Source organism: Geomonas paludis (assembly GCF_014193585.1).
Classification (GTDB): Bacteria; Desulfobacterota; Desulfuromonadia; order Geobacterales; family Geobacteraceae; genus Geomonas; species Geomonas paludis.
Genome location: NZ_BLXY01000002.1, coordinates 941855 through 966979, shown reverse-complemented (window position 1 = coordinate 966979; position 25125 = coordinate 941855). Strand labels below are relative to the sequence as shown.

21 protein-coding genes are annotated in these 25125 nt (G+C 60.6%); 14 read left to right on the top strand and 7 right to left on the bottom strand.

The features are described 5' to 3' along the window. Nucleotides 1–46: 46 nt before the first annotated feature. A complete protein-coding gene (locus tag H7687_RS09790; protein ID WP_183346859.1) occupies nt 47–3040 on the top strand; it encodes a caspase family protein in 2994 nt (997 codons plus the stop codon). A 191-nt stretch (nt 3041–3231) separates the two neighbouring features. Here H7687_RS09790 and H7687_RS09785 read toward each other — a convergent pair whose 3' ends face one another. Next, entirely contained in the window at nt 3232–3534 is a 303-nt protein-coding gene (locus H7687_RS09785; RefSeq protein WP_183346858.1) for an addiction module antidote protein, read from the bottom strand. 3 nt (nt 3535–3537) lie between these two features. Then, the gene (locus H7687_RS09780) at nt 3538–3834 is read right to left on the bottom strand and encodes a type II toxin-antitoxin system RelE/ParE family toxin (protein ID WP_183346857.1); all 297 of its coding nucleotides are present in this window, start codon (nt 3832–3834) and stop codon (nt 3538–3540) included. Between the two features lie 133 nt (nt 3835–3967). Here H7687_RS09780 and H7687_RS09775 point away from each other — a divergent pair, with 133 nt between their 5' ends. The 4 genes from H7687_RS09775 to H7687_RS09760 all read left to right on the top strand — a co-directional run bounded on the left by H7687_RS09775 (nt 3968) and on the right by H7687_RS09760 (nt 9228). Next, nucleotides 3968–4576, top strand: coding sequence for a GNAT family N-acetyltransferase (locus tag H7687_RS09775; protein ID WP_183346856.1), 609 nt, complete (start codon nt 3968–3970; stop codon nt 4574–4576). 311 nt (nt 4577–4887) lie between these two features. Continuing rightward, a complete protein-coding gene (locus H7687_RS09770) occupies nt 4888–7620 on the top strand; it encodes an HAD-IC family P-type ATPase (protein ID WP_183346855.1) in 2733 nt (910 codons plus the stop codon). 182 nt (nt 7621–7802) lie between these two features. Continuing rightward, on the top strand, nt 7803–8303 hold the full coding sequence (locus H7687_RS09765; protein ID WP_183346854.1) for a YybH family protein: 501 nt from the start codon (nt 7803–7805) through the stop codon (nt 8301–8303). Then, complete coding sequence (locus tag H7687_RS09760) at nt 8278–9228, top strand: homocysteine S-methyltransferase family protein (RefSeq protein WP_183346853.1); 951 nt, start codon at nt 8278–8280, stop codon at nt 9226–9228. Before H7687_RS09765 ends, H7687_RS09760 begins: the two co-directional genes overlap by 26 nt. A gap of 17 nt (nt 9229–9245) precedes the next feature. Here H7687_RS09760 and H7687_RS09755 read toward each other — a convergent pair whose 3' ends face one another. Beyond that, nucleotides 9246–9611 (bottom strand): rhodanese-like domain-containing protein, encoded by a 366-nt coding sequence (locus H7687_RS09755; protein ID WP_246404744.1) that lies wholly within the window; start codon nt 9609–9611, stop codon nt 9246–9248. A gap of 1 nt (nt 9612) precedes the next feature. Here H7687_RS09755 and H7687_RS09750 point away from each other — a divergent pair, with 1 nt between their 5' ends. After that, the gene (locus H7687_RS09750) at nt 9613–10359 is read left to right on the top strand and encodes an SAM-dependent methyltransferase (protein ID WP_183346852.1); all 747 of its coding nucleotides are present in this window, start codon (nt 9613–9615) and stop codon (nt 10357–10359) included. 78 nt (nt 10360–10437) lie between these two features. Here H7687_RS09750 and H7687_RS09745 read toward each other — a convergent pair whose 3' ends face one another. Both H7687_RS09745 and H7687_RS09740 read right to left on the bottom strand, forming a co-directional pair. Next, complete coding sequence (locus H7687_RS09745; protein ID WP_183346851.1) at nt 10438–12159, bottom strand: PAS domain-containing sensor histidine kinase; 1722 nt, start codon at nt 12157–12159, stop codon at nt 10438–10440. Nucleotides 12160–12462: 303 nt separating this feature from the next. Then, on the bottom strand, nt 12463–13845 hold the full coding sequence (locus H7687_RS09740; RefSeq protein ID WP_183346850.1) for an ABC transporter substrate-binding protein: 1383 nt from the start codon (nt 13843–13845) through the stop codon (nt 12463–12465). Nucleotides 13846–14256: 411 nt separating this feature from the next. Between H7687_RS09740 and H7687_RS09735 the strand changes: the two genes are divergently transcribed. Then, nucleotides 14257–15306: an adenosine deaminase gene (locus H7687_RS09735; RefSeq protein WP_183346849.1), complete on the top strand. Its 1050-nt coding sequence runs from the start codon at nt 14257–14259 to the stop codon at nt 15304–15306. A 268-nt stretch (nt 15307–15574) separates the two neighbouring features. On the opposite strand, the gene H7687_RS09730 is transcribed toward H7687_RS09735, so the two are convergent. Continuing rightward, nucleotides 15575–15940, bottom strand: a complete 366-nt coding sequence (locus tag H7687_RS09730) for a DUF3135 domain-containing protein (RefSeq protein ID WP_183346848.1) — start codon at nt 15938–15940, stop codon at nt 15575–15577. Nucleotides 15941–16302: 362 nt separating this feature from the next. On the opposite strand from H7687_RS09730, the gene H7687_RS09725 reads away from it, so the two are divergent. From H7687_RS09725 to H7687_RS09700, 6 genes are all read left to right on the top strand, one after another. Next, nucleotides 16303–16746 (top strand): phage holin family protein, encoded by a 444-nt coding sequence (locus tag H7687_RS09725; RefSeq protein WP_183346847.1) that lies wholly within the window; start codon nt 16303–16305, stop codon nt 16744–16746. After that, entirely contained in the window at nt 16668–17258 is a 591-nt protein-coding gene (locus tag H7687_RS09720; protein WP_183346846.1) for a DUF3618 domain-containing protein, read from the top strand. Before H7687_RS09725 ends, H7687_RS09720 begins: the two co-directional genes overlap by 79 nt. A 21-nt stretch (nt 17259–17279) precedes the next feature. Next, nucleotides 17280–17555 (top strand): YtxH domain-containing protein, encoded by a 276-nt coding sequence (locus H7687_RS09715; protein ID WP_183346845.1) that lies wholly within the window; start codon nt 17280–17282, stop codon nt 17553–17555. 241 nt (nt 17556–17796) lie between these two features. Beyond that, a complete protein-coding gene (locus H7687_RS09710; protein ID WP_246404742.1) occupies nt 17797–18783 on the top strand; it encodes a DUF3187 family protein in 987 nt (328 codons plus the stop codon). Between the two features lie 35 nt (nt 18784–18818). After that, nucleotides 18819–20009 (top strand): FIST signal transduction protein, encoded by a 1191-nt coding sequence (locus tag H7687_RS09705; protein WP_183346844.1) that lies wholly within the window; start codon nt 18819–18821, stop codon nt 20007–20009. Between the two features lie 13 nt (nt 20010–20022). Continuing rightward, nucleotides 20023–22590 carry a hybrid sensor histidine kinase/response regulator gene (locus tag H7687_RS09700; protein WP_183346843.1) on the top strand — a complete coding sequence of 856 codons (2568 nt, stop codon included), beginning with the start codon at nt 20023–20025 and terminating at the stop codon, nt 22588–22590. A 32-nt stretch (nt 22591–22622) separates the two neighbouring features. Here the strand turns inward: H7687_RS09700 and H7687_RS09695 are convergent, their stop codons facing one another. Beyond that, nucleotides 22623–23039: a MerR family transcriptional regulator gene (locus tag H7687_RS09695; protein WP_183346842.1), complete on the bottom strand. Its 417-nt coding sequence runs from the start codon at nt 23037–23039 to the stop codon at nt 22623–22625. A gap of 503 nt (nt 23040–23542) precedes the next feature. Between H7687_RS09695 and scpC the strand changes: the two genes are divergently transcribed. Continuing rightward, entirely contained in the window at nt 23543–25102 is a 1560-nt protein-coding gene (gene scpC, locus H7687_RS09690) for a succinyl-CoA:acetate CoA-transferase ScpC (protein WP_183346841.1), read from the top strand. Nucleotides 25103–25125 lie beyond the last annotated feature (23 nt).

Below are 25125 nucleotides of genomic sequence, written 5' to 3'. Positions count from 1 at the left end.
ATTGCAAATCATCATGTCGATTCTACATAACCCCAAAGGATGTTCCATGAAGCGTTTTGCTGTCTCCCTGATCACCATGCTCCTGCTGGTCTGCAGTTGCCCCCTGGCGGGACGAGCCGCGCCTGTTCCGACCACCGAACCGATGCTGCGTGTCGAAACCGGGATGCATATGGAGATGATCAACCGGATCGACGTGGACAAGGGAGGCCGCTGGCTTGTATCGGCGTCCAACGACAAGACCGTGCGGGTCTGGGATCTGGCCAGCATCGGCAAAGAGTCCGGCGGATCGCCCGGACCGCAACTGCAACCGGCCCGCATCCTTCGCCCCCCCATCGCTCCGGGAAAAGAAGGGAAGCTGTACAGCGTTGCCATCACCCCCGATGGCGCCTTGGTGGCCGCTGGGGGATGGACGGAAGCTGGCAGCACTACCGGCCATACCGTCTACCTTTTCTCCCGCACCGACGGTCGCCTGGTGGGAAGAGCCGGGGGGCTGGGCAACGTGATCCTGCAACTGGCCTTTTCACCCGATGGCCGTTTTCTTGCGGCGACACTGGGTGATGGCGGCGTCCGCATTTTTACCGTGTCTCCTGCCGGTGATGGGGGGCGAGCCTCTTCCGTGGGGCTACGCCTGACAGCCAGGGATGTCGCCTACGACAGACCTGCATACGGCGCTCACTTCTCTCCAGACGGGAACCGGCTGGTGACTGCCTGTTACGATGGCATGGTGCGGGTGTATGACACCACGTCCTGGGGCAAAGGTGAAGGGGGGGCGGTTGCCGCGACTCCGATGATTATCAGGAAGGTGCCGGGGGGGGAGCGACCCTTTTCGGTCCGGTTTTCCCCCGATGGGGCCCAAATTGCGGTCTGTTTCGATGACACCGCCGCTGTCAGTGTCCTCGCATCGTCGGACCTGGGGCTGGTCAACGCTGCGGATACCGGAGGGGCGAACGGCGCTTTTGCTTCGGTTGCCTGGTCAGCAGACGGACGCACCCTATACGGCGGGGGGAGGCTGCTTGTTGATGGCAGTGTCTGTATCCGCAGCTGGCCAGGAGGCGGAAAGGGGGCATACCGTGATCGGGAGTCCGGCGTCTCCAACGTGATTACGGCTCTGGCGCCCCTGCCCGACGGAGGACTCGCCTATGGCGCCGCCGATCCTACCATTGGTGTGTTGGGGGCGGATGGCGTCCGGCGACTGCTGATTCTGCCGGAACTGGCGGACTTCCGGGGGACGTCGAGGGATCTGCTCCTCTCGGAAGACGGGGGTACCATTCAGTTCGGCTATAAGGAATACGGCACGGAACGGGGGACCTTCTCCCTCGCGGACCGTTCTCTGAGCCTCGACTCCGCCCGGAGCGGGCTCACCCCGCCGGACACCTCTTCCCTACCGATCACTCGCTGGAAGAACACCCCGGAACCCGCCCTTTCCGGCTCGCCGCTCCCGCTGGACCAATTCGAGCTCTCCCGGTCCCTGGCCATTGCCCCGGACCGGGAGTCGTTCCTGCTCGGTACCAGTTGGGCACTGCGCCGATTCGATAAACGCGGGGGTGAACAGTGGAGTGTCCCCGTTCCCGGCGATGCCTGGGCCGTCAATATTGACCGGAAGGGAAATCTGGCCGTGGTCGCCTGCGGCGACGGCACCATCCGCTGGTATCGCTACCGCGACGGCAAGGAGCTGCTGGCCTTTTTCCCCCACGCCGACAGGAAACGCTGGATCCTCTGGACCGCCTCAGGGTACTACGACGCCTCTCTGGGGGGGGAAGAACTGATTGGCTGGCATCTGAACAGGGGCAAGGATGCAGCGGCCGACTTTTATCCGGCTTCGCGCTTCAGGGAGACCCGGTACCGTCCCGATATCATCGCCAGGATCGTAGGGACGGGCGACGAAGACGAGGCGGTGCGCCTGGCCGATGCGGCCCGCGGAGGGGCACGGAAGGAGGCTGCCATCTCCCGGTTCCTGCCGCCGGTGGTGGCGATCACCGCCCCTGACGACAACGTCATTGCCGTCGAAAGTACGCTGGCCATCCATTACACCGTCCGCGCCCCGACCGACGCACCGGCCACCAGCATCCGGGTCATGGTGGACGGCAGGCCGGTCACCGTGTTCCCCGCTGCCGCCGGCGAAGCGGAACAGACCGTGACCATCGCTATCCCCAGCCGCGACTGCGTGGTCAGCATCATTGCCGAAAATCGCCATGCGCCATCGGTACCGGGGTCTGTGCGGGTGAACTGGCGGGGAAAGGAATCGGAACCTGTGCCTCGGGCGGTCATCGCTCTGAAGGGCGAACCGGCGGCCAAACGTCAGCCACAGTCCCGGCTCTTTCTCCTGGCGGTCGGGGTCAGCGACTATCGCGACAAGGGGCTCAACCTGCGGTTTGCCGCCAAGGATGCGGAGGATTTTGCCGCGGCGCAGAAGACGCAGGCAGGGAGGTTGTACCGCGAGGTGCAGGTCAAGATGCTCCCGAACGGGACCAAGCGGGAGATCATCAGCGGGCTGGCCTGGTTGAAGAAGGAGGTCACCGCCAACGATGTGGGAATGATCTTTCTGGCGGGTCACGGGGTGAACGATGCGGCCGGCTTCTACTACTTCCTGCCTGCGGATACGGACCTGGACGAGCTTGACTACACCGGGCTGGTCTTTTCGGACATCAGGAACACCTTGAGCATCCTGAAGGGGAAGGCAGTGATCTTCCTCGATACCTGCCACAGCGGCAGCCTTGCCGGTGGCATCAGGACCGGATGGGATATGACCAGGGTCGGCAATGAACTCGGTTCGGCCGAGAGGGGGGTCGTGGTGTTCGCCTCATCCTCGGGTTCCCAGTTTTCCTACGAAGACGAGGCCTGGAACAATGGCGCCTTTACCAAGGCGCTACTGGAAGGGTTGAGCGGCAAGGCCGATGTGAACAATGAGGGGGTGGTCACGGTGGCCAACCTTAACTTGTACGTGAATCGCCGGGTCAAGAGACTGACCAATAACCGGCAGGAGCCCGATGTCATGAAGCCGGGGTTCATTGCCGATTTCACCTTGGCCACGATCAGATAACGTCCTACCGAGAAAAGGCGCAGAGGCCTGAGGGGCAGGTTTCTGATAGGGGGACGCCCATCTGATAGGGGGACGCCCATGAAATTATGCGTTTCTCATTGCCATGACGTCCGAAGAAACGCATGAAATCATGGGCGTCCCCATGTCCCCCCATGTCCCCGTCCCCATGTCCCCAGGTAAAAGGGCGAGGTCTAATGGCGAGGCTGAGCTACCAAGCGGACTCCAAGGGCGGAACAAACTCGGCTGATGGTGTCGAAGCGTGGATGAGCTCCGGGACGCAAGGCTTTGTACAGGGCCTCGCGAGTCAGCCCGGCAGCCTGAGCAATTTCAGCCATGCCGCGCGCTCGTGCGGCTACTCCTAAGGTATGGGCCAACTCTGCTGCGTCACCTTCCTCAATCACCATGGTGATATACGCCGCAATGTCGGCCTCGCTTTTTAACTGCGTGGCAAGATCAAATTCTGGCAGGCCGGATACAACGATTTTTTTCGGCATGGGTCAATCCTCCAATCTGGCTGCTCGCTCGAAGGCAATGGCAATGTCGGCTGCTTGTGTGGACTTGTCCCCACCGCCGAGCATAACGATAAGCATGTTGCCACGTTCTATGTAGTACATTCGCCAGCCGGAGCCAAAGAATTCACGCATCTCGAAAACGCCGTGGCCAACGGATTTGACATCACCGAGATTGCCTCGCTGGGCCTTGTCAAGGCGTCGAGCCAGCCGTAACCGAGTGGTGCGGTCTTTGATGCCATTTAGCCAAGCGTCAAATTCGGGAAGGGTCTTGACGATGTACATGTCGCTATTGTAGTCGAACGATTACAAAAAGACAAGCTGCGCAAAGGCACAAAAAAAGGCACCAGCAACTGCCCGAAGGAAGGGCCCAACAAGAAAGTTGGACGTGCTATTCCGGGATCATCAGGAGATTCAGATGCAATTGAAGCTTGCAGACCTTTTGGATATCGACGGTGTATTGGCGTTGCACAGCAAATTTCAGATCGATACGATAAAAGAGGAAGATAAAAAGGACGGTTTTGTTACAACTGCTTTTACCAAGGATCAGCTGTCAGAGTTGATTCTAGGTGAAAACGGCCTGTTCATTGCGAAAGATGATGGCGTAGTAGTTGCCTACGTAATGGCTGCATCGTGGCATTTCTGGTCGACATACCCGGTTAAGGCATACATGATCGGTCAACTCCACAATTACAAGTTCAACGGGGAAACGTTGAGTGCCGAGAATTCATACCAATACGGCCCAATCTGTATCGACACAACGGTTAGAGGCGCCGGTGTTCTCGAGAAGATCTTTGCATACGCCCTGGAGTCGATGTCCCAAAGGTACCCCATCCTTGTCACCTTCATAAACAAAACAAACCCTCGCTCGCTTTCGGCTCATACCAAAAAGCTTGGTTTGTCTGTTTTGAACGAGTTCCAGTTCAACAACAGCAGCTATTACTGGCTGGCTTGTTCTACCCGTACCGAGGCAAACAGGCTGACCCCAGATGCCCCTATCGGAAATCAGGGTTCAAATGTCTGGTGAATCTGGAGAGGCGGGAATTGAACAAGGACAACGGGAAGACCTTCGTGGAGGTGGACTCGTCAGGAATGCTGGCGGATTAGTTGCTCTGCTATCAAAAAGGCACGACACCCATGAGTCTGCAGACGAACGAATTTTGGGTAGCGGCGATTTCGTTGACTTTTCTTCCTGTGCGACACCATCCTATGACATTGCCACGACGGTCAGTTCGTTTGCAAAAGCACAGTCGATGCTTAAAATAGATGTCTGACCATCGACGGCAGCGGTGAACCTGCTGCGCCTCATGACCGTTGGCCAACAGGAGCAGCCATAAGATGCACAAGAGTCCAGCACAGTCGGGTGAAATTGCGTGGCATGCGTCATCCGATCAGGAAGTGATGACCCGACTGGGTACAGATCCGGATGGATTGAATGACAGGGAAGTCACAGAAAGATTGCAGCGCTTCGGTGCCAATACCCTTGACCGGAGCGCCGGAACAAGCCCGTGGCTGATCTTCTGGCGACAGATCAACAATCCTATCGGATGGCTGCTCCTTGCGGCAGGCGTTCTCGCCCTTGCCCTTAAAAAGCCCACCGACGCTGCTGTCGTATTCGGCGCAGTCGTGATCAATGCCATCATCGGCTTCATTCAGGAATATCGGGCCGGCAAAGCTATCGAGGCGCTTGCTGCCATGATTCCCGAATCGGCGACGGTCCTGAGGGACGGTCAGCCCATCGCGGTGCCGGCCGACGGATTGGTACCCGGCGACGTTGTAACATTGCAGAGCGGAGACAAAGTGCCGGCCGATTTGCGGCTGATCCGGGTCAAGAACCTGCTCGTCGAAGAAGCCGCCCTTACCGGCGAGTCTCTGCCGGTGGCAAAGCGTTCCGATGAGGTGCTGCCGAACTCGCCGCTGGGCGACCGTTTTTGCATGGCCTACAGCGGAACCATGGTGGTCCAAGGTACGGCCACCGGCGTGGTTGTCGCCACGGGGAACTGGACGGAATTGGGGAGAATCAATGCACTTCTCAATCAGACCACGCAACTGGAGACCCCGCTGACGCGACAGCTGGCCAAGGTCACTACCGGCATCACCATCGCCGTGGTTGTTGTTGTAGCGGTTTTGATCGCTTTCGGTATCTGGATCAAGGATGCCCCGGTCGGCGAATCCCTCATGGTTGCCGTTTCCCTGGCCGTGGCAGCGATTCCCGAGGGGTTGCCGGCGGTTATTACGATCTGCCTCGCTATCGGCGTCCGACGGATGGCCGAACGACATGCTGTTGTCCGTCATCTTCCGGCGGTGGAAACACTGGGCTCCACAACCATCATCTGCTCTGACAAGACCGGTACCCTGACCCGCAATGAGATGACGGTCCAGGTGGCATGGCTGGAAGGGCACGAATACCGGTTTTCCGGTATCGGCTACGCCCCGGAAGGCGAGATCGAACATGATGGCGTCCGATTGTCGAGATTTTCTCCGGAACTGGAGGAACTGTTCTCCATTGCCGTCCTGTGCAATGATTCCGCGCTTCGTCCCGAGGGTGATGGCTGGGCCATCACCGGCGATCCGACAGAAGCCGCTCTGGTGGTTGCCTGTCAGAAAGCGGGGGTGAATGCCAATGACTTTCGCAGTCGCCACCTGCGTCTTGACGTTATCCCTTTCGAGTCCGACACGAAATTCATGGCCACCCTGAACCGGATTGACGGCGAAAACCGCATCCTGCTCAAGGGGGCACCGGAAGCAGTCATTGATCGCTGCGGCCTGGACGAAACGGAGCAGCAAACAGTGAATGAAGCCATGGCCACCTACGCACGCCAGGGGATGAGGGTTATTGCTTTTGCCCAACGCCGCAACGTTGCGGCAGAAGAGATTTCCCCTGCTGATGTTGCAAAAGGGCTGCAATTTTCCGGACTGCTCTGCATGATCGATCCTCCGCGTAGCGAAGCCGTGGACGCCATCAGGATCTGCCATAGTGCCGGCATCACGGTCAAGATGATCACCGGCGACCATCCCGTGACGGCGGAAGCCATCGGCCGGCAACTCGGTCTGCTGCAGCATGGGCAGGTTGCCCTGACAGGTCGCGACCTCGATGACCTTTCTGAAACGGAACTCCGGTCGGCTGTCATGAGTACCAATGTATTCGCCCGCGTGGCACCGGAACATAAAATCCGGCTCGTGCAGGCTCTCCAAACGCAGCGCCACGTGGTTGCCATGACCGGCGACGGAGTCAACGACGCCCCGGCGCTCAAGCGGGCCGACATAGGAATCGCCATGGGGATTACCGGCACGGCGGTATCCAAGGAGGCGGCCAAGGTTGTCCTGATGGATGACAATTTCGCTTCCATCACCGCAGCGGTGGAAGAGGGACGTCGGGTCTACGACAACCTCTTAAAATCCCTGGCATTCGTGCTCCCCACCAATCTTGGTCTGGCCTGCACTCTGACGGCATCCATGTTTTTTTTCCCCACGGTGCGGGTCGACGGGGTTAATGAGCTGTTAATGGCCATGTCCCCCAGCCAGACTCTCTGGATCAACCTGGTGGCAAGTGTTACTCTCTCGATCCCGCTGGCCTTCGAGGTGCTGGACCCTAATGCAATGCGGCGCATGCCCCGATCCCCGGATGAGCCGGTTTTTTCGGGTTTCATTGTTGCACGCCTCATCATGGTGGCCCTGCTTATGTCCGCATCTGCCTGCGGCCTGTTTCTCTGGGAGTATTTCCGGATCATCGGGCCTGAACCGGTGACGGCCGCCCGGCACGCTCTGGCGCTGGCCGAAGCACAGACTATGTGCGTTACCGGCATCACCTTCACCCAGGTATTCTATCTGCTCAACTGCCGGTCCCTGCGCAACTCTCTCCTGATCCAGGGCGTGTTCAGCAATCCGTCCGTCTATATCGGCATCGGCCTCCTGCTACTGCTCCATTCCTGTTTCATCTACTTGCCGCCTCTGCAGGCACTTTTTACTTCGGCACCGCTCGACGCCAGAGGCTGGTTGTATGCCATGGCAGCAGGCGCTGTCGTGCTGCCGGTGATATCAATGGACAAATGGATCAGAAACCGTTTTTGAAGACGAAAAGGAAATCATCGAGAGACGATCCAAGATGTTTATTTTTGTTGCTCATGCCGCAATCTCCTTGGTTCGCTTACGTGCTAATTCGAGCTGTTGTCGACAATGGCATTGCCAACCATGAGGTTGGACCTGGGCAATACCGCCCGGTCCACTCCCCGGTCGTAGGCGAGGAACAGACCATGAAAATAGAAAACACTCCCGTTACAGGGAAAGAGAACAAGGACGAGCTATCACCGATGTTGAGAGCCCTGTCGCAGTTTTATGAGGCCCTTAACTCAAGGGACATGGAACTGATGTCGCAGAACTGGCTGCAAGGTGACGAAGCAGCAATGGACAATCCACTTGGTGGGATCAAGAGAGGCTGGGAGGAGATCAGGTCTGTCTACGAGCGGCTCTTTGGGAGCACTTCTAACTATTACTTCGAGTTTTACGACTACACCCTGCACGATGCAGGCGAATTGTTTTACGTTGTCGGCCGTGAACGCGGTACATTCAAGACCGGGGATATCGTCCTTCAAATGCGGATTCGCACAAGCAGAATCTTCAGACTGATCAACGGACAGTGGCGCCAGGTACACCACCACGGTTCCATCGAAGAACCGGAATTACTGGCCAGCTATCAGCAGGCTGTGCTTGGAAGAAGGGAGGCAGACAGTGAACACCATCGACGCCTTTCTTAGCCGATACTCCTTCATCCTTGGCGAGGGCGCCGTTATCGAGCGCCTGCGCCGCAAGAAGGGATTGGAGCTTGATCCTTTCATCGTGAACTCGGCTTTTATCTATGATGATGATAAGCGGAGGGCGCTGGAGGGGATCTGCCGGGAGTACCTGGACATCGGCTGCCAAGCCGGGCTGCCTCTCCTCATGTCTACACCGACATGGCGGGCGAGCAGGGAGCGGATCGCCGCGGCCGGTCTCGATGGCACCGACCTAAACGGCGACAACGCGGCTTTTCTGGAAGGTCTGAGACAGAGCTACCAGGGATACGCCGACAAGATCCTCATCTGCGGGTTGATGAGTTGTAAAGGTGACGCGTACCACCCCGACGAGGCTCTCCCGGAAAACCAGGCCGCGGAATATCATGCGTGGCAGGCGGAAAAACTTGCGGCGACGACGGTGGACTTTCTCCTGGCGGCCACTCTGCCGGCTCTGAGTGAAGCCACCGGCCTTGCCATGGCGCTGGCCAAGACGGGAAAACCTTACATCGTGAGTTTCGTGGTCCGACCAACCGGCACCCTCCTCGATGGCACGCCGCTAAAGGAAGCCATCGCGGTAATCGACGCCGTAGCCAATCCCAAACCGCTCGCGTTCATGATCAATTGCACCCATGTGACCTTTGCCAGGTCTGCGCTACTGCATGAGACCAATTCGTCTGCAGAAGTGCGCCAGCGAGTCATCGGTCTTCTGGCCAATACGGCGGCTCTTAGCCCGGAAGACTTGGACAACAGCTCCGCTCTCGTGGAGCAGGAACCGGAGGCATTTGGGAAATCCGTGGCCGCCTTGGGCAGGGAGCTCGGGTTGAAGATCCTTGGTGGGTGCTGCGGCACGGACGGCCGTCATCTCTCAGCTCTGGCCACACGACTGCGGACTCCCACTTACTCCTGAGTCTGGGCAGCCTCGTGTCACTTTACCACAGGCATTCCTGAGCGCCGCCAGCCGGCCATGTGGCCGGAAAGCAGGGTGACATTGTGATAGCCGCGGCTATGCAGGATCTTTTGCGTTATCTGCGCCCGGGGACCGTGTTCACAGGTCACCACGAGTTCCGTGCCACGGTCAGCCGGCAACTTTGCCAGGCCCAGAAAGATCTTCCAGGTCGGGGCATGGTGCGCACCGCAAATGTGCCCTCTGCGAAACTCCAATCCGGTCCGGACATCGACTATGACAGGTCCTTTGTTTCGTTTCATCCGTTCCAGAAGTTCTTTCGGCTCCATTTCTTCTCCCTTTTGATGGTCAGCCTGCACCACATTACGCTCGAAAGGAATTGCCACAATGGACATCCCGCGGATCTTCAACATCACAGAAAGCGCCCATCGCATCCATAACCCCATCACGCCGGAAAAGCTTGCCACGCTCGGCGCGGCACTGCGTCTGGAGGCGGGGACCCGGGTGCTCGATCTGGGCAGCGGATCGGGAGAGATGCTGTGCACCTGGGCGCGTGATCACGGCATCGTCGGCACAGGTATCGACCTGAGCCAGTTGTTTTCGGAACAGGCCAAACGCCGTGCTGTCGAACTCGGCGTCGCAGATCGGGTCGAGTTTATCCACGGCGATGCCGCGGGATACGTCTCCGATGCGAAGGTCGGAGTGGCGGCCTGTATCGGTGCCACCTGGATCGGCGGGGGAGCCGCCGGCACCATCGAGCTCCTGGCGCGCAGCCTGTGCGCCGGAGGGATCATCCTCATCGGCGAGCCCTACTGGCGGCAATTACCGCCGTCGGAGGACGTTGCCAAGCAGTGTCACGCCGGCTCAATCTCCGATTTTCTTATGCTTCCTGAACTGCTCGCGTCGTTTTCCCGCTTGGGATACGACGTCGTGGAAATGGTTCTGGCTGACCAGGACGGCTGGGACAGGTACGAGGCGGCTAAATGGCTCACCATGCGCCGCTGGCTAGAGGCCAATCGCGATGACGAGCTATTCAACGAGGTTCGATCCCAACTGACCTCGGAACCGGAACGCTACGCCACCTACACGCGTGAATACCTGGGCTGGGGCGTGTTCGCGCTGATGAGGCGGTGATCAGTCTGTCGGGTCGCCAAGGGCTGCAGGCTGTGCTTGGCAGGCGGCCGCAAAACGTACTGTGTGTGGACGCGACGTTTAGATGTGGTGCTGCGGACCCTGCAGGGTGAAGTAGAAAGAGGCGCCTTTGCCGGGCTCGCCCTCGGCGCGGACCGTGCCGCCGTGCCGGTCGACGATCCTGAACACGGTGGCCAGCCCCACCCCGGTGCCGGGAAAATCGCTGGAGGGGCGCAGGCGCTGGAAAGGCTTGAAGATCTTTTCGGCGTCGCTCGTCTCGAAACCGATGCCGTTGTCGCGCACGAAGAACTCGTACTTGTCGTCGCAAAGCCTCTGTCCGAACTCGATCATGGTATGTTCGTTCCTGGAGGTGTACTTCCAGGCGTTGCCCAGCAGGTTCTGCAGCAGAACCCGGGCCAGATGGGGGTCGCACCAAGCCGTCATGCCCGCCTGGTTGCGCCAGTCCAGCGAGCGTTGCAGGTCGTACATGCGCAGTTCGGCAATGATGTCATCCGCCACACGCCCCAGGTCGACTTCCTCGCAACTTAGCTCCGTTCTCGTCACCCGGAACAGCACCAGCATCGCCTCGATGAACTGCTCCATGTTTTCGCAGCCGGTGTGGATGGCATCGACGAGACAGTGGCCGGTTTCGTCGAGCAGGTCGCGGTACATGTCAGCCAGGGCCTGGCCGGCCGCGTAGACCGTGGTAAGGGGCGTGCGCAGGTCGTGCGACAGCGAGTAGCTGAAGGCTTCCAGTTCCCGGTTGGTGGCCTGCAGGTCGAGGGTCTGCTGGCGCAGGCTCGCGTTCAGCGTGCGGATCTCCTGCTCCGATGCCCGGCGCTCCGAGATGTCGCGCACCACGCAGATGATGCCTCCATCTTCCAGAAGCGACAGGGATATCTCCTGGGGGAACAGGGTGCCGTCTTTCTTGAGCCCGGTCGCCTCGCCGCGCCAGCCGTGTCCCTTCTCGAAGGCCCCAAAGACGAGCGGCTCCAGCCGTAGGCGCTCCTCGTCGGTGTACAGCTTCTTCCAGCTCTGGCCGAACAGCTCCTGCTGCGAGGGGTAGCCGTAGATTTCCGCGTGCGCCCTGTTGAGGTAGAGGTAATCGCCGGCGGGGGTCAACAGGGCGATGCCGTCCATGGATGCTTCCATGGCGGCGAACTGCTTTTTCAGCATATTCTCCCTGTTCTTGCGCTCGGTCACGTCACGTACCAGTTCGATGGCCGCGGTGACGGCGCCCGTGGCATCCACCAGCGGGGCGGCTGCGCTCTCGATGTGACGCGTCTGCCCGTCGATGACATGGGTCACCTCCTGCCGGTGCGGCTGGCCATCTTTGAAACAGTCGTCGACGGCGCAACCCGGGCAGACGTCATCCCTGTCGTGGTAGGCGCTGTAGCAATGCTCCCCCACGCGCTCGCCCTTGAACTGCCTGGCCTGCGGATTCTGGTACAGGATCCTGAAGTCCCGGTCCTGGACCGTCACCGCGTCGGGCACACTGGCGAGGATGGCTTCGGTACGGCTTTTTTCCAGTGCCAGTTTGGCCAGGCTGTCTTCCAGCGCAGAGGTTGTTTCTTGCATCTTTGTCGACTTGCGGCAGGCACAGGCCATGAAAACCAGCAGAAAGAAGATGGTTTGGAGACGGTAGGTCAGCTCCTGCACCTTGGGGTGCAGCAACTGCTCAAGGAAGGTCCCTTCGGAAAACACCACGGCATCGAGAAAACTGTCCACGAGCCAGGACGCCAGTATCAGGGCGCTGCCCGTGATCAGGGAGTACCGGCGATCTTTTTTGATCCGCGACAACATATACTCACACTCTCCTTGCCAAACGACGTTCAGTGGCCTTGACGGCTGGGCGAGATCAATCCGGTCGCGGTCGTGATTGATCCGATCATTGCTATCTATCGTCTATATCGATTCGTATATCATATTGAAGTACAGGCTGAAAGTCTTTTTCGCACGAGTCGTGCGGCAATCGGGGGGGCGAGGGATGCGGCACGCCGTCATACGGAGTGGTATTCTACTGGCGGGCCTCCGGGGGCGGGTTGGGCCGGCGGGGAGAGTGACGGGCGCAGGTCGCCGTGCTGGCGACCCGGAAAAGGGGCGGTCCTACAACTGCTTGGGCTTCTTGCCGGAGAAATTGTCGTCGAAACAGGTCGGGCAGATGCCGTGGCTGAACTGGGCCTCGGTGTGCTGGGATATGTAGGACTCCATCTGCTGCCAGCTCCGCTCGTCTTTCCTGACCTTCTTGCAGTACATGCAGACCGGGATGATCCCCTCCAGTACCTTTACCTTGGACAGGGCCTGTTCGAGCTCCTCGTTGCGCTGCACCAGGGCGTCCCGGTGGACCTGGAGGTGCTTGCGGCTGTTGACCAGTTTGACGAAGCTCGTGGCGAGGGCCAGCAAAAGCAGCACGGATATGGTGGAGAGCATCTCGACCCGGTGGCTGTAGACGTAGCCCGGGGGGCGGTTGATGATGATGCTGTCGGCCGGCAGCTTTCCCTGTGCGATCCCGAAGCGCCGCAACTCGTTGTAGTCGAACATATCCTTGTTGGGGCTGGGCGTGACCGGGGGGAGGGCGTCAACCGACTCCCCTCTTAGCACCCGCACGGCCAGCGTCGCCGCTGCGGCACCATGCTCGCGCAGGTTCAGCAGCCGCCCGCCCACGATGCCTTTGCCCAGGTTGAATTCCCAGCCGCCGTACACCGGGACCGGGCTGGCGCTGGAGATCCTGCGCAGCGCCTCGTTGCTGGAGACCCGGTCGCCGTTTCCGTCCTGCACGAAGGAGGCGAAATAGACGATGACGCTGCCGGGTTTTAGCTCCCTGGTCCGGCTGATGAATTGGTCCAGACGCAGCCCGGCCCAGTCGGAGAAGGTGGCCTTGTCCTTAAGTTGCGCCGCGGCCTTGCGAAACTCCATCTCGTTCAACTGGCCGGTGACGGAATCGTCACGGATGACGACGATGTTTCTGGTCGCGGGATGGAGGGCAAAGATGAGGTCGAGGGTGGCCTTGAAGCTGGGGCGCTCGTCGATGCCGACGATGCCACGCTTGCCGGCAAGCCTGGAGCCGTCGAATGAGTTGGTGCCGCAGAAGACGACCGGTGTGGCGCCGAACAGTTGCGGGCGGTGCGCTTCAATGACGTTGAAGGCATAGTCGTCGGTGGAGAGAATCAGGTCGAAGTGGCGCTGCTGGTATTTGAACCTGAGCAGGTCGACGACTTTGGCATCGAATTCCTTGCCGCTGTTGTTTTTCGAGTCCAGGTACTCGACCTGGATCTCCGTTTCCGGCAGCGCCCGCAGCAGTGTCTCCTTGATCCCTGCTACGGCGTCGTCGGACCCTTTGTAGCCGGAATGGTAGGAGTTGAGGACCAGGACCTTCTTTCTGACGGGTTCGGCGCAGTCGGCGCCGGCCACCCACCCCAGCAGGCAGACGCCGATCATCATGTGCAGCAGGCGGTTCAAGAACCAGGTCCCGGTCATCCTTCTCTCCATGCGGGTTCCGCAGCCCGCCCCAGCTTTGATCCCATTTCCGAAACTGCCCGCCACGCGAAAATCCGCGCCCATACAACTGTTTTCGGCACTATCGGCCTGCACTTGAGCAGGAACATGACGCCGTCGCGACGCGCGCTCGCCGCAGGACACATATACGGTATGGAGGAGTCGTTCATCAAGAGGCCTATTGCCCCCAAAAACGGGGGCACGACGGCGGGGACTGCAGGCAATGCCTGATGGCGGCGGGTGAGTACCCTTCACCGTCAAGGTGCGACCTCCAGTTGCTGACAGAAACGGTTGATCTTTTATAATTGGGCCAGCCGCGAAAGGTGTTGGTCGTGAGGGTATAGTTGTGGCAGTATCCCTGGTCCGCGCCTCAGGGCGCACAACGAACCACTACCGGAGTAGAGTATGAACCTGGAATCGATCCCGCGCCAGGAACTGGCGGACATCGTGCGCCGCATGCCCAAGGCGGAGTTGCATATCCACATCGAGGGCTCCCTGGAGCCGGAACTGATCTTCGCCATGGCCCGCAAAAACGGGATCGAACTCGCCTATCCCTCCATTGAGGCCCTGCGCGCCGCCTATGCCTTCACCGACTTGCAGAGCTTTCTCGACATCTATTATGCCGGCGCCGGGGTGCTGCAGACCGAGGAGGATTTTTTCGACATGGCCTGGAGCTACCTGAACCGGGCCAAGGCCGACAACGTCATCCACTCGGAGATCTTCTTCGATCCGCAGACCCACACCGCCAGGGGCGTTCCCTTCGCGACGGTGATCAACGGGCTGGACCGCGCCGTGCAGCGCGGGCGCGAGGAACTGGGCATCTCCGCCTCGCTCATCCTTTGTTTCCTGCGTCACCTGAGTGAGGCCGATGCCTTTGCCACCCTGGAGCAGGCGTTGCCGTTTCGCGACAAGTTCATCGGCGTCGGTCTCGACAGCGGTGAGCGCGGCAACCCCCCGGAAAAGTTCGCGACAGTTTTCGCCCGGTGCCGGGAGTTGGGGCTCAGGCGGGTGGCCCACGCCGGGGAGGAGGGGCCGGCCTCCTACATATCCGACGCCTTGGACCTGTTGCAGGCGGAAAGGATCGATCACGGCGTGCGCTGCCTGGAAGACCCGCAGCTGGTCTGCCGTCTCGCGGCGGAGCGGATCGCGCTGACGGTATGCCCGCTGTCGAACGTGAAACTGGCGGTGTTCCCGGACCTGGGACGCCACAACCTTGCCAGGCTCCTGGCGGCGGGGATCGTCGCCACCATCAACTCCGACGATCCCGCCTACTTCGGCGGCTACCTGAACGAGAATTTCGCGGCCACCTTCGAGGCGCTGCCGGAACTGGGGGCGCGGGAGGCGTACCAGTTGGCGCGCAACAGCTTCGAGGCGAGCTTCGTGCCGGACCAGATCAGGCAGGGGTGGATCGCCGGTCTCGACGCCTTCTTCGCCGGCTGCTGCGGGGGAAGGTAAGCGGCAGGGGCAGCATCTCAAGGCAAATCCCCCCCTGTCCCCCCTCTGATGGAGGGGACTGGCTCCGCAGGTGCCTGTCCCCCTTAGTAGCTGGGAAGGGGGGCGGAGCCGAAAACAGCGTTCCGCTAAAGGGACAGGCACCTGTCGGAGCCAGTCCCTTCTGCCGCGACGTATAGAGCCCCAAAAAAAGAGCCACCAAGGCCGACTTTGTCGGGCTCTGATGGCTCTTTTTCGTTAAACAGCAGTCCGCCAAGTTACGTGTGCACCGTTACACCCTGCGTAGCTTGATGGTCTCCTCTTCCTTCCCCATGATCTGCTGCTTCTTGCCGATGGTGCGCAGCAGGGAGTTGCAGTTGTCCACCAGTTGCTCCAGTTGCCCCTCCTTGCCGTAGACCTGGGTGTAAAAGATGTTCTCCATGATGTGCATCCTGCCGAGGTTGCTGCTTGCCTTGCGCATCTGCATGGTCATCGACCACTGCATCTGCTGGAGTTTCAGGCTTTTTTCGGGGGTTCTCGCCACGCATGCCTTCTGTAAAGCCTCAGCCGCCAGTTGGTCGAAAAGGGCCGGATCCTCCTTATATAGCTCCCTCAGCTCATCCGGGGTATACGCTGTGAACTCTTTTTTGGTACTCATGACACGCTCCTTCTCCTTGCATTGCAATAAAAAGTTGTGACAGAACTGCTTATTGAGTTTTTCTAATTGTCTACTAATCGAGAAAAATATGCCAGCAAATTGTGTATACGGCGGGAGGGGTGCGACAGTAACACAGTCCGCACGATTTTTCCATTGCCTATCGTGACCGGAACCCGCCGGGCGCAGCTGCGGCTCGGCAGCGGGGATGAACGGCGTCCTCGGTGCGCGCCAGCCCCCTCCCTTGGCCAGCCCCTGGCGCAGCACCCGGCAATAGCCTTGCAATTAAAATGGAAAATCCTTAACATTAACCTGTACCAATGATTGGTTGAGAGATGATCTTCCAGCGGCGAAAGGAGGCTGCCATGGCGGATAAAGGTGAAAAGACTATTGGCGAACTGGTGTCCGAGCTGACCGGGGAGGTGCGGGTACTTTTCCGGCAGGAACTGGACCTTTTCACGGCGGAGATGAAAGAGAAGCTTGTTGCTCTGGCCAAGGACGGCGCCGCCATCGGAGTGGGCGGGGTACTGCTCTATACCGGGTTCCTCGTGCTCCTGGCGGCCATCGTCCTGGGGCTGGCGACGGTGATGCCGGCGTGGGGTGCAGCACTGGTGGTGGCCCTGGGCCTGATCGCCATCGGAGCGGTCCTGGTCCTCAAAGGCGGTAAGGACGTGAAGGAGATGGACGCGAAGCCCGAACAGACGGTGGGGGCTTTGAAGGAGACGGTACAATGGGCGAAAACGTTAAAGTTCACGAGCAGTCGCCGGAGAGGATTCGCGAGCAAATCCGGCACACGGAAAGCGATATAACCCAAACGGTGCAGAGCCTCGAACAGAGACTTTCCCCGCAGTACCTGAAGCGGCGGGGTGTGCGGAAGGCGAAACTCTTTGCCTGGCAGACCATCGCCAAAGCCCTGGAACTGGCCGAGCGGACCACGGTGCAGGCCTCGCTGGTCGGAGGGAGCGCGCTGCTGATGCTGCTGGGGAACAGGCGGGTGCGCGACAGGATGAAACACGCAACCGCCAGGAAACACGTGATTGAGGTACAGCATCCTGTTCCCGCAGTGGCGCGCGCGGCCAGTGCCAGCGCGATGTGGCTGCTGATGCGCAAGCTTGGCGGCGGGAAAGGGAAGGAGAAGGTGCCGGTATCGGGATGGTCCTTGGCAGCGACTGCGGCCAAGGCGTTCCTGGGAGGCAAGAGAGCCTCAGAGAAAAGCGGCACCCCGAGGGAAGGGGAAAAGGTCGCGTGGCGCGGGCTGGCGACAACGATCGGAGCTGCTCTGGGGAACTACTGGTACACCCACAAGACCCGCAGAGTGTAGAACGCAGCAAAGGAGGACGTCATGAGAAGACACGCGAGCACCACGGCTGAGGTAGTCAGCTTTTCGGCAGGGGCACTGGTAGGCGCCGGGCTGGCCCTGCTCTACGCCCCGAAGACAGGGCACGAAATGAGAGAGAAGGTATCCGACGTGACCGGGGATGCCATCGCCAAGATGAAAGGGCTCACGGCTGAGGCCCAGGACAAGCTGAACCGGAACCTGCGCAGAGGGCGGGAATACGCGGAAGAAAAAGTGTCGGAGTTATCTTCAAATATTGAGGAAAGGGAACAGTATCACTAACGCCGGGTGTTGAGCCGGTAAGTTCGAGCAGGGGCTGTCCGCCAGCGGACAGCCTTTTTTCATGCCGCTTTCCCCCTGCCGCAGTGTGAGCCATTACCTTCAGCTTTGTTTGCCATTATCTTCAACCTCATGTACCATCTGTTGAACCGTCTACATCTACCAGTCCACCGGACCCGCTATGACAACCATGTCCTTTTCAATGACGATGCGCTCTCCGATTAAGAGAGTCTTATGTGCTGCGGTGCTACTGCTCGCAGTCTGGGGGCGTCCCTGCCAGGCGGAACCGCTGGCGATCACGCCGTTTTACACCTTCAACCAAAGCCCGCTGGTCCAGATCTACGGGCTTCCTGCTGCGGAAAGCGCGGTCGTGCAGCGGACGGGGAAGGCATGGACGCTTGTGGCCGTGGATGTCGCCAACAGCTACCTGAAGCGGGAAACGGCCCGGGAGACGCTCCTCGTGGATGGCGAGGGGGAGCGCATCACGCTGGCGCTGCGCTACGGTGTCGGGCAAGGGGGGGAGGTGGGGATGGACCTCCCGCTGGTCGCCTACAACGGCGGCATCTTCGACGGCTTCATCGAGGACTGGCACGAGTTCTTCGGCCTCCCCCAGGGGCAGAGGCCGGACGCCCCCAAGGGGCAGCTCCGCTTCGCGTACGCCAGGGACGGACAGCAGCGCCTGGAGATGGACCGCGACGGTCTGGGGATCGGCGATGTGAGGTTCAACGGGGCATGGCAGCTCTACCGCGATGGCGGCGTCAACCCGGTCGCCGTCGCGCTACGGGGAAGCCTCAAGCTCCCCACCGGAAGCAGTTCGCGTCTGACCGGCAGCGGCAGCACCGATCTCGCCCTGTGGCTCACCGGCAGCAGCGATTATGCCCTGCCGGGCCGATGGGGACATGCCACCGTTTTCGCGGCCGCCGGCGGCCTGGCGATGACCGACGGGCAGGTGCTGAAGGACCAGCACAATAACCTGGCCGGCTTCGGCACCCTGGGGCTGGGGTGGGCTCCCGCCGACGGCTTCGCCTTGAAGGCGCAACTGTCCGGTCACAGCGCCTTCTTCAGGGACAGCGCATTCTCGGAGCTGAGCTCCGGCGCCATGCAGGTCATCTTCGGCGGGACCGTCGCGTTCTCGCCACGCACCACCCTGGATATCGCCCTGAGCGAGGACGTCACCGTCGGCGCCTCTCCCGACGTGGCGCTGCACCTTGGGGTGGGGCACCAGTTCTAAAGGTTTTCGGTTTTAACCCGGCGATGGGAGGATGTATGGGGACGTCGGTAGGAATAGGGTTCAGCATGCGGAAAAACCCGGTCGAGGCGGGGCACGAGGCGGCCCGCAGCGCACTGGAACAGGCGGGGGTGGCCAGGCCGGACTTCGTCATGGTCTTCGCCACGGTGGGGTACCACCAGCAGCGGTTGATCGCCGCCATCCGCGAGGCTACCGCCGGCGCGCCGCTGTGCGGCTGCTCCGGTGAAGGGATCATCGCGCAGCAGGATGTCGCCGAATCCAACTTCGCCGTCGGCGTCATGGCGATAGCCTCCGACGAGTTGCGTTTCGCCATCGCCTCCATATCGGGGATAGGGGAGGGGGGCGATGTCGCCGGCCAGCGGCTGGCCGAGAAGATCGCGCCGCTGGTGGCACCGGACAGCCGCGCCTTCTTCCTGCTGGCGGACGGGCTCGCCTTCGACTTCGACCCCTTCGTGGCCGCCTTCGAGGGAGGGCTTGCCCCGCCGGCACGGCTCCCCATCTTCGGCGGGCTGGCCGCCGACAACTGGGCCTCGCGCAAGACCTACCAGTACCACGACGACCAGGTGCTCAGTGACGGGGCCTGCTGCGTGGTCATGTCCGGCAAGGGGCAGGTGGCCTGGGGGATCAACCACGGCTGCGTCCCGGTGGGAACCAAGCGGACCATCACCCGCAGCAAGGGGAACATCATCTACGAGATCGACGGGGTGGCGGCCCTGGAGGTGCTCAAGGAGTACCTGGACGAGGAGTGGGCCATCAAGTGGAACAAGGCGACCCTGAACCTGTGCCTGGGCTTCAAGACGCCGGAACACCTGCGCCAGGGGTACGAGGAGTACTTCATCCGCTACATAACCGACAAGGACGACCGCGACGGCTCCGTCACCATCCAGTCCGACGTCGCCGAAGGAACCGAGCTCTGGATCGTGCGGCGCGACAAGGAACTGATGATGAACGGCCTGCGCTCGATACCGCGGCAGATCAAGGAGCAGCTCTGCGGCGACCCGCCCAAGTTCGTGCTGCAGTTCGAATGCATGGGGCGGGGGCGGGTGGTGTTCAAGGAGCAGGAGCGCATGGACCTGGTGCAGTCCCTGCAGCGCGACCTGGGGGGAAAGGTGCCGTGGCTTGGCTTCTACACCTACGGCGAGATCGGGCCGATCCGCAAGTACAACTGTTTCCACAACTTCACCTCAGTAGTCACCGTGGTGTACTAAGCTGAAAGACCAAATGAACGAGTCCGCAAAAGACATGGTGCCGGCAGCCGAGCTGGAGCAGCTGCGCCGCGAGAACGAGATCCTGTCGGAACAGGTGAAGAGGCTGGTCAAGGCCGAAAGCAGGCTCTACGACTACCAGGAGCAGCTGGATGCCCAGGTCAAGGAGTACAGCGAGCTCTACGACCTGAGCCGCAAGCTCTCCACCTGCGGCGACCTCCCGGCCATCTTCGAACTCGCCACCGGCTACGCCATCAACAGCCTCAACTACGAGCGGGTGCTCATCTTCCAGAAAGGTGACGACGGCGCCGCCTACGCGGTCTGTGCCTGGGACGGCTACTACGATGCCGAGGAGGAGAGCGCCGTTTCATCCCTGAGCATCCCCCGCAAGGCCCCCTTCCTCTCTCCGCTCTTTGGCGGCGAGACCTACCGCATCTGCACCGAAGGCTCACGGCAGCACGCGCTCTCCGAGTACCGCGCCAAGCTGTTGATGAACGAGTATCTGCTCTGTTCGCTGGGCAACCCTGCCGATCCCGTAGCGCTCATCGCGGTGGGAAACTCCGCGGAGAACGCCGAGTTCAACCGCAGGGTCAGCGACGGCGAGGAGGCCCTGTTCGGCATCGGCAACCTGGTCGGGCTCCTTTCCTCCGCGATCGAGAACCTGATCCACTACGCCGGCATGAAGAAGGCGCTGGAGCAGGAGCGGCTCGCCGAGGCCAAGTACCGCGGCATCTTCGAAAACGCGATGGAGGGGATCTTCCAGACCACGCCGGAGGGGAGGTTTCTCAGCTGTAACGTCGCCACCGCCGCCATACTCGGTTACCAGACCCCGGAGGAAGTGCTGGAAAACGTGGTGGACATCGGGCCGCAGCTCTACGTCGATCCCAGGCGGCGCGACGATCTGTACCGCATGATGAACCAGCGGCAGAGCGTGAAGAACTTCGAGGTGGAGTTCTACCGCAGCGACGGCACCAAAATCTGGGTCAACCTGAGCACGCGCCCCACCTTCGACGACCGGGGTGTGCTGGCCCACATCGACGGCATCATGCAGGACATCACGGAGCGCAAGCGGGACGAGGAATCCCTGCGCAAGCTCTCCCAGGTGGTGGAGCAAAGCCCGGTCTCCATCGTCATCACCGACACCTCCGGGCGCATCGAGTTCGTCAACCCGAAATTCGTCCAGTTGACGGGGTACACGCTGGAGGAGGTCGCCGGCCGCAACCCGCGCTTTTTGAAGTCGGGAAAATCGGATCCGGAGGAGTCCCGGAAACTGTGGCAGACCATAGCCGGCGGCAAGGTGTGGGAAGGGGAGTTTCTCAACAAGAAGAAGAACGGCGAGCTCTTCTCCGAGCACGCCACCGTGTCGCCCATCAGGGACAGAAACGGGGTCATCACCCATTACCTGGCGGTCAAGGAGGACATCACCCAGCGCAAGCTCCTAGAAACCCAGCTGTTCCAGTCGCAGAAGATGGAGTCCATCGGGCGCCTGGCCGGCGGGGTGGCGCACGACTTCAACAACATGTTGAGCGTGATCCTGGGATGCGCGCAACTGGCGCTGCGCGAGGCAGAGGAGGGGACTCCGCTGTGGCAGGACCTGGACCAGATCATCCACGCCGCCAAGCGCTCCAGCGACATCACCCGGCAGCTGCTGGCCTTCTCACGCAACGAGGTGATCGCGCCGCGGGAAGTGAACCTGAACGAGCACTTCGCTGAGATGCAGAAAACGCTGGGGCGGCTAATCGGGGAGGACATCAAGATGACCTTCCACCCCGCCCCCGACCTCTGGCCGGTCAATGCCGACGTGACGCAGCTGGACCAGATCCTGGTCAACCTGGCGGTGAACGCCCGGGACGCCATGGAGAAGGGCGGGGTGCTTACCGTGGCGACTGCCAATGTCACCGTGGACAAAAGCTACAGCCAGTACCACCTCGATGCTTCGCCGGGCGACTACGTCCAGCTTTCGGTGAGCGATACCGGCTGCGGCATGGACCGCGACACCCTGGATCGCATCTTCGAGCCTTTCTTCACTACCAAGGAGGTGGGGAAGGGGACCGGACTGGGGCTGGCGACCGTCTACGGCATCGTGCGCCAGCATAACGGCTTCATCAACGTCTACAGCGAGCCGGGGCAGGGGAGCATCTTCCAGATCAACTTTCCCAGGTGCGCCGGAGCCGCCGCGGCCGGCGAGGGCGAGGCGGTCGAAGCGGCGCTGGTCGGTTCGGGAACCATCCTGCTGGTCGAAGACGATGCCCTGGTGCGCAAGATGACGCTGCGCGCGCTGCGGGACCTGGGCTACACGGTGATCCATGCCTCGGGCGCCGACGAGGCCATCGCCATCTGCAGGGACGGGGGGACGCGCATCGATGCCATCCTCACCGACGTGGTGATGCCGGGGATGAACGGCAAGGAGATGGTCGATGCCATCGAGGCCTTCCGTCCCGGCCTCAAGGTGCTGTTCATGTCGGGATACACCAGGGACCTGGTGGCCCAGCGCGGCGTGGTGGACGAGGGAAGGCATTTCATACAGAAGCCTTTCGACCTGCTGTCGCTGGGCCGGAAACTGAAGGAAACGCTGCAGGATTGATAGGCGGTTGGAGGGGGGCAGCAGCAGACCGCCTACTGCTCCCTTTCGTTGGAGAGCGCGAACTGCTTCATCATCTTCTGGCGATACCCCACGATGTCCTGCCTTAACGATGCCAGTTGCGCCATCTTTTCATCCACCTTGTTCACATGCAGGTCCAGTATCTGTATGAGGCGCGGGATCATCTTTTCCGTCTGTTTGGCGTCCCCGTAGGCGGCGTACAGATCCTGCATTTCCTTGATGGTCAGCCCCAACTCTTTGAGCTTGATGATGAACTTTATCCTTCTGACGTAGTAGGGGGTGTACCCCCTGGTGGCGCCGTCCTGCCGCTCAACTGATTCGACAATCCCCACCTCTTCCCAGTAACGCAGTGTCCTCGTCGTCAGCCCCAGGTCCTTCGCCAAGTCGCTGATCGAAACGATGGTCTCGCCTTCCTTCTGCACGTTCGTCATTTGTTTCACCTTTACGTAAATTGCGACATTCTCAGCTAAGCCCCCTCTTTTGTCAACCAATACTCGGTGCGGAGAAAACGCGCGGCGGTCGGACGGAAACAAGCCGCGAAACCAATTTTATATAATTCTGTTTTATTTACTGTTGACATTAACGTAAACGACTGTTATTTTTTTACCGCGATGTCCGGTTGCCGTATAAAAAGTGCCGTAAAGCCGCCACTTGCTGATTGTTTCGCCGGTGCTGCAAAGGAAACTCCGGTGCACATCTGCCCTTGGCGTCAAATGTGTTCATGGAGGACGGGTGCGGTTTTGTGCGGTACGTGGTGGCGTTGTGCGCGGCAAGCTGCAGCTGATCCCGGCAGATTGGGAGGCGTATCTATGCATGTCAAACCTATGTTTTGAAGCTGCTGGTCTTGAAAATTTACCTGTTATTTCAGCTTGTATGGCTAACTGGTTCCCCGAATCTTGATCTCAAAGTGCTTCATTAAATAACGGAGGTTGAAATGAGCGAGCTGCATAAAAGGATTCGAAAGACGAGCCTGCATACCCGAATCATGAGCCCCGAGGACACCATCCCCTTCTTCCGCAACGGCATGGACCTGGGCTGGTCCGGCTTCACCCCGGTGGGCTATCCCAAGGTGGTGCCGGCCGCGCTGGCCGATTACGTGGAGAAAAACAACCTCCAGGGCAAGATGCGTTTCAACCTCTTCATCGGCGCTTCCATCGGGGCCGAGATCGAGGACCGCTGGGCTTCGCTTTTGATGACCGACAAACGCTGGCCCTACCAGACCGGCAAGGTGGTGCAGAAGCAGGTCAACAACGGCACGGTGCGCATGGGGGACAAGCACCTCTCCGTCTACGCGCAGGACCTGGCCTACGGGTTCTACACCAAGGAGAGGGGGGGCGGCTTCGACCTGGGGCTCATCGAGGCCAGCGGCATCACCGAGGAAGGCCACATCATCCTCGGTGGCTCCATCGGCTGCGCCACGGAAGTGATCCAGCACTCGGACAAGCTGATCATCGAGATCAACACCGCCATTCCCTCGTTCGAGGGGATCCACGACATCGTCATGACCGAGCGCCCTCCCTACAAGAAGCCCTACCTGATCAGCAGGGTCGACGACCGCATCGGTTCCCCCTACGTTCCCTGCGATCCCGACAAGATCCTCGCCATCGTGGAGTCGCGCCTGCCGGACAAGGGGCGCGCCCTCTCCGACCCCGACGAGACCTCGGAGCAGATCGCCGCGCACATTCTCGACTTCTTCCAGTTCGAGGTGAAGGCGGGGCGGCTGCCGAAGAACCTCCTGCCGCTGCAGTCCGGCGTCGGCAACATCGCCAACGCGGTGGTGGGGGGCATGGTCAAGGGGCCTTTCTCCAACGTCAAGGTGTGGACCGAGGTCATCCAGGACACCATGCTGGACTTCTTCGACTCCGGCAAACTCGATTTTGCCTCCTCCACCTCGCTCTCCCTCTCCGAGCAGGGCTTCAAGCGGCTTTACGACAACTGGGATTTCTACGTCCAGAAGGTCGTGCTGCGCCCCATGCAGATCAGCAACAACCCGGAGCCGATCCGCCGCCTCGGCGTGATCGCCATGAACACGCCGGTGGAATTCGACATCTACGGCCACGCCAACTCCACGCTCGTGGGGGGGACCCGCATGATCAACGGCATCGGCGGCTCCGGCGACTTCCTCAGGAACGCCTACCTCTCCATCATGCACACCCCGTCCACGCGCCCCTCGAAGACCGACCCCACCGGCATCACCTGCGTGGTTCCCATGGCGCCGCACGTCGACCACACCGAGCACGACCTGGACGTCCTGGTCACCGAGCAGGGACTCGCCGACCTGCGTGGCCTCTCGCCCCAGGAACGCGCGAAGACCATCATCAGCAAATGCGTCCACCCGGACTACAAGCCGCTGATGCAGGAATACTACGAGCGGGCCAGGCGCGAGTGCTGCGAGCTCAACGTCGGCCATGAGCCGCACCTGCTCTTCAAGGTGTTCAAGATGCAGCAGCACCTCGCGGAAAAAGGGACCATGAAGATCGACAACTGGAACTAGCTGGACCGGGAGAGGGTGGAGTC